Source organism: Parendozoicomonas callyspongiae (assembly GCF_023502345.1).
GTDB lineage: Bacteria > Pseudomonadota > Gammaproteobacteria > Pseudomonadales > Endozoicomonadaceae > Sansalvadorimonas > Sansalvadorimonas callyspongiae.
The window spans coordinates 1-5,083 of sequence record NZ_JAMFLX010000057.1 but is presented as its reverse complement, the minus strand read 5'-3'; the positions used below and the strand labels follow the sequence as shown (position 1 = coordinate 5,083).

The following is a 5,083-nucleotide window of genomic DNA, read 5'->3' as shown; positions in this document are numbered from 1 at the left end:
TTTGCTATCTTATGAAAAAGAAACAGTCTTAGCAGTCTGAGTGCAATATGAGTTCGTGGTCTCCTCAGGTAGATCACATCCACCCCTTCTGGCATAGCAACCTCAGAAGGCTCACCCATATTCAATATTATGGTTCTTTTTCCACTATTCACCAGAGACTGGGATAAATTAACAACCCATGTTGAAACACCCGACAACTTCATCGTGCCAGTCAAGACAACAAACACTTCTTTCACACAACAACCTTAAAATTTAAATAGCAGTCGACCAAGTCCCTTAAAGATCTTTAAATCCCATTTGGCGCAGGGGATCTTATTGAGAACTTCCAATGCCATCTTCTTATTAACTGAAGAAAATTTCACAAACATACTTTTGCGAAATCTGTCTACAACTCCCTGAAAAAATGGAGAGTCTTCAAACAAACTATATATTACTAGTGTATCCCTATATACCGCTTCATAGTTCTTACTCGAATTGCTTTCATGTTTCCGGTAATAAATAAGAACATCATGTAAAGCTGATATTTGATACCCTGCAGCGGTAACTTTTAACCAAAAGTACAAGTCCTGTATTCGCACATCAGAGCTGTACCCTCCCACCTTGTCAAAAACCTCTCTTCTTACCAATGCTGATGATGATGGGATAATGTCTTGTTTCTCGCAAAAAACATCCTCAAAATCCAACATTCTTTCTGGCGGGAAACGCTTTGGGGCTGAAATTGTGCCATCCTCATCAACAATCAGCATCCCTCCGCCACATATAGCCACATCCTTGTGGTTTTCCAGATAAGTAACTTGCTTCTGCAGCTTATCGGCCAAAAACATATCATCCGAATCCAAGGTGGCTATATATTCCCCTGAGCACAGAGACAGCCCTTTATTCATTGCAGCAGAAACACCTGCATTTTTCTGGTGTATGACTGTGAAACCAGCTTGCTGAGAAAGCTGATCCAGTACTTCAGATGATCCATCTGTCGAGCCATCATCAACGACTATAAGTTCAAGATTTTTATAAGTCTGAGACAGTACACTATTGACAGCATCAGCTATATAATTCACGTGGTTGTAGCACGTTATGACTACAGAGACTAACGGACTCTTGTCTTTATCGATCACTTCCACACCAAAGACATTAAGGTTAAAATTTGAGCACTCCTTCTATAGTCATAATAACTCCCTACTTTGGCAAATGGCCAGAGTGGTTTGATCTATTCCTTGTTTCCTGCAGGTACAATCCAACAGTTAACTGGCATTTTTTTACAGATTGCCCCATTCCTTCCGATGCGCCACAGAATACAACCTTTACGACCATTAACTTTGACAGCTATAAAGATGTCGTAAGCAGAAAACTCGATATTTCATTTAACCCACAAAGTCCTTACAAACTTTGTGATCTAAAACCGGCTTATGGTTACATCCATAGTGACATAATAAAAGACTATGATTTTTGGGGTTTTGGGGATATAGATGTCATCTATGGAAATATTAGAAGGGAATACACAGACAAATTACTGAATAAATATGATTTACTCTCTACCCACTGGGATCGTATTTCAGGCCATCTGTGTATATTAAGAAACACTCCCTATATAAACGAAGCGTTCAAAAAAATACCAGAGTGGAAAAAATTGTTCTCACAAAATGATCATCTAGGCTTGGATGAGTCAAAATTTTCCAAGGTTTTTTTAAGGCACAAAAAGTACCCTTCTTGGTTAAGAAGCATTTATCGTTTAAAAGATCGTTACCAAAGAAGAGCTTTTTTCAAGGAGCAATACAGTACTCCTTTAACACCAAAACCCTGGCATAATAGGAATTGGGAACACCCTGAAAGCTGGAAGTGGCTTGATGGAAAGTTAACAAACGCTCTTGATGGCGACAGGGAGTTTCTTTATCTACACTTCATGAACTGGAAATCCAGCACATGGCTCCATAAATCACGTGGAGAGAAAGCTGCGTGGGAAGATCTTAGAAAACTGAATTTTGTAAGAAAAGAAGATGCCCTCAAAGGGTTTTCTATCAGTAGAAAAGGTTTCCACTCCTTAAAAAGTTCTTCCTAAAATACTTTCGTTTCACCACAAAGCATATTTGGGAGCTGGCCAAGAATTTCTCCAAGCCCAGCTTCCAGCCTGGGGTAGTCTTAGCTTAAGATTAAGTTTCTATAAGCTGCCCGATAAGCTTCAATTGAGTACTCTTTTTCCAATCGTTCCCTTAGCGCCTCTCCAATTTCTTTTCTTTGGGAAGACTGCATCACAAACTTAAGTTTATCGTATAACTCTGCAACATTTTTGGGTTTCACAACCTCCCCTAATCCACCTAAGAGAGCCTCAACCCCACCAACACCAGAAGCAACAACTGGAACTTTAGCTGCCATTGCCTCCATGATAGAAAGAGGTAATCCCTCAGAAAGAGAAGGCAGGACAAAAACATCGAACATGGGAATGTACTGGTATGCAGATTCAATATGCCCTGCAAGAATGACCTGCTGTTCAATACCAGCAGTCCGGATGTAGTTAACAGCGTCTTCTCGCTTATCTCCATCCCCAAAAATTACCAACCTTACTTTTGGATTATCCTCGAGTAGCCGAACAAATGCTTCCAGCAAATAGCCGTGTCCTTTTACCGTCACCATTCGCCCAATAGTTCCGATAACAAAGCAATCGTTGTCGAAACCATATTCAGCTCGCAGTTCTTCTCTATTTCGAAATCCACTTGTAATTTTCGAGATATCAATAGCGTTATTGATTGTTGAAACATTAGCCGCAGAAAGGCCCATACCCGTATTGAGCAGATACTGCTCGACAGGTGCAGACACTGCTACAAATCGCCAAGCATCATCAATTCTTGCTTTCAACGCTAGGCGCCTATACAAGCGATCATAGTCTCCAAATCCATGCACTACGCTAATACAGCGGGGTATCTTAAGTTTCTTGTTCAAAGACATCATCAGATCACAGGCTTTAAACCTATGAGTAATGACTGCGTCAAACTGCTGTTCATCACAAAATTCATACAGCTCACGCTTCGCTTTTACCCTCAGGCCTTTCATCTCTTTTTTACTGAGATCGAAGTATTTAACGTGCTCACTTATACTAATCAGTCCTCCCTCCCCTGGTACCTCTCTCATATATGCAGAAGTCACCTCGAATTTCTCTGGAGAAAGGCCCTTTAGTATTTCCTCATGGAGATCGTTTTCACGTATGTAATATTTGGGCTGAAGCTGTAAAACTTTGATCCTTTTTTCCATTTCTACGTTTTTCCTGTCACAACGTGATAGCCATAGAAGACCAGCCTCAACGGGAAATGGTCAACTGCAGAGGAAGCTCATCTATAGAGTGAAGAGGTTCCGGGACACTAGAGGATTACGAATTATCAGTCAATCAAATGAGTATGCAAGGGCAATTACTGACATCGGTATAGTGGTATCAAAATAGTTGTTCTTGGTTATGCTGGATCGCGCTGTAGAGTTGGCGGTATGGCACCATAAGCTTCAGAACCCTAATATGAACTTTGGGTAATGATTAGCTGCTCATTATCCGAATACTCAATGCACAGATGATTACATTTTTGAGTGAAACGAAGACAGCAATGATACGTTGTAGCAAGATCTGGAAGAATGGTTGGATGACACGATACTCGTCGCACTCGTCAGTGCAAGATTTGCTGTGGGCGTACACTACTGTAGACACTGATTGATGATAAAAGCATCCGGAAGGAAAAATTCGTAGGTTGAATTCGACCTGACAGGCACACTCTTGAAAATTGGTAACTGTCAGATCAGAACTACTGCATATTAGTTATGGAATATAAATTTCAGCCTCACCAGTGATTACAGTTCTCGCTTTAACCTTGCATTCTGTTTTAAAAAATACTCTTTTTCTTTTTAAGTCAATATCTGTAACTGTTACCTTAGCTGTAACTGTATCATTAAGGTAAACTGGCTTTTTAAAATTCAGTGTCTGAGAAACATACACGCAGCCTGGTCCTGGTATTTTTGTGCCAAATAAAGCTGAAAAGAACGAAGCTGACATTAAACCATGAGCAATTCTTTTTTTAAACCTGCTATTTTCAGCATATTCATCACTCATGTGTACAGGATTATTATCACCAGATATCCCTGCAAATGCTTTAATATCTGTATCTGTAATAGTTTGAGAATAAGAGGCTCCCATACCAATAGATAAATCTTCGATAGTGAAACGATCAAATATCAGCTTGTTATCCATTTCTTTTCCTTAAGTTCTCTTTAGTCAATTCTATAGCAGGGTTTCCAAAAACTGTTACGCCAGCAGGAACATCTTTAGTTACAAATGCTCCTGCAGAAATAATCGCTCCTTTACCTATTTTCAAGGGCTTATTCTCTTTTCCTTGTTTGATAATTGCTCCTGTTCCAATGTATACATGATCATCAATTTCAACATTTCCATTACATTTTACAGAAGGAGCAAAAGTTACGTAATCTCCTATAATGCAGTCATGAGCTACATAACTGTAGATATTGGCATGAAATGATTTTCCAATTTTAATATTTGAGGTTACTGTGACAAAAGGGCATAAAATTGCTGATGCGCCGATTTCTACATTAGCTAACTTTGTAACATTTCGTGCATATATATTTAAAATATTAATATTGTAATGTAAGCACTTGTCATTCAACTCTTCTCTTACTTTGCTGTTCGTGATAGCTATCGTGATATAACGTTCTTTAGTATTTAGATTAATAAATGACTCAAAGCTGATTACGGGAATATCATTTATAATTTCCCCATCCTTTAAATCATCAATGAAGTAGATCTGAGGATCCAACTCTTGAGCTATGTCTAACTGGTCTAGCAATAATGGCATGACCTCCCTCCCAAATCCACCAGCGCCATAAACGGCATAAGATTTATTCATTTAAATTTTCCTTTAAGTTCATTTTCCTAATCCTAAAATGAGCGAGCAGCAAAGCTGAAAGATACTCTCAGAATTAACCTTTTATTGATTGCAAAGCTCAAGCTTACCTTTTGAGTGAACATCATTATCCGGATCACTCAATAACCTTTTCTCAGTCGGGAGTAGAATTTGTGGCTGTGAATATGAGTTAG

The 5,083-nt window shown here is 39.1% G+C and carries 6 protein-coding genes; 1 reads left to right on the top strand and 5 read right to left on the bottom strand.

The genetic code is table 11. The annotated features are described in order from the left end of the window. Both M3P05_RS20010 and M3P05_RS20005 read right to left on the bottom strand, forming a co-directional pair. On the bottom strand, positions 1-236 hold a 236-nt coding region (locus M3P05_RS20010; RefSeq protein ID WP_249701898.1), incomplete at its 3' end, for a hypothetical protein. A gap of 9 nt (positions 237-245) precedes the next feature. Beyond that, the gene (locus M3P05_RS20005; RefSeq protein ID WP_249701897.1) at positions 246-1,115 is read right to left on the bottom strand and encodes a glycosyltransferase; all 870 of its coding nucleotides are present in this window, start codon (positions 1,113-1,115) and stop codon (positions 246-248) included. Between the two features lie 29 nt (positions 1,116-1,144). On the opposite strand from M3P05_RS20005, the gene M3P05_RS20000 reads away from it, so the two are divergent. Continuing rightward, a complete protein-coding gene (locus M3P05_RS20000) occupies positions 1,145-2,056 on the top strand; it encodes a DUF6625 family protein (protein WP_249701896.1) in 912 nt (303 codons plus the stop codon). An 80-nt stretch (positions 2,057-2,136) separates the two neighbouring features. Here M3P05_RS20000 and M3P05_RS19995 read toward each other — a convergent pair whose 3' ends face one another. The 3 genes from M3P05_RS19995 to M3P05_RS19985 form a co-directional block, all read right to left on the bottom strand. After that, entirely contained in the window at positions 2,137-3,243 is a 1,107-nt protein-coding gene (locus M3P05_RS19995) for a glycosyltransferase family 4 protein (protein ID WP_249701895.1), read from the bottom strand. Positions 3,244-3,793: 550 nt separating this feature from the next. Beyond that, on the bottom strand, positions 3,794-4,222 hold the full coding sequence (locus tag M3P05_RS19990; protein WP_249701894.1) for a MaoC family dehydratase: 429 nt from the start codon (positions 4,220-4,222) through the stop codon (positions 3,794-3,796). Further along, positions 4,215-4,892: a NeuD/PglB/VioB family sugar acetyltransferase gene (locus M3P05_RS19985; protein ID WP_249701893.1), complete on the bottom strand. Its 678-nt coding sequence runs from the start codon at positions 4,890-4,892 to the stop codon at positions 4,215-4,217. Before M3P05_RS19985 ends, M3P05_RS19990 begins: the two co-directional genes overlap by 8 nt. Between the last annotated feature and the right edge of the window lie 191 nt (positions 4,893-5,083).

What these genes read in the sequence shown, in the direction of transcription:
- M3P05_RS19995 (WP_249701895.1), bottom strand. Translation starts at nt 3,243, where the DNA reads ATGGAAAAAAGGATCAAAGTTTTACAGCTTCAGCCCAAATATTACATA.
- M3P05_RS19990 (WP_249701894.1), bottom strand. Translation starts at nt 4,222, where the DNA reads ATGGATAACAAGCTGATATTTGATCGTTTCACTATCGAAGATTTATCT.
- M3P05_RS19985 (WP_249701893.1), bottom strand. Translation starts at nt 4,892, where the DNA reads ATGAATAAATCTTATGCCGTTTATGGCGCTGGTGGATTTGGGAGGGAG.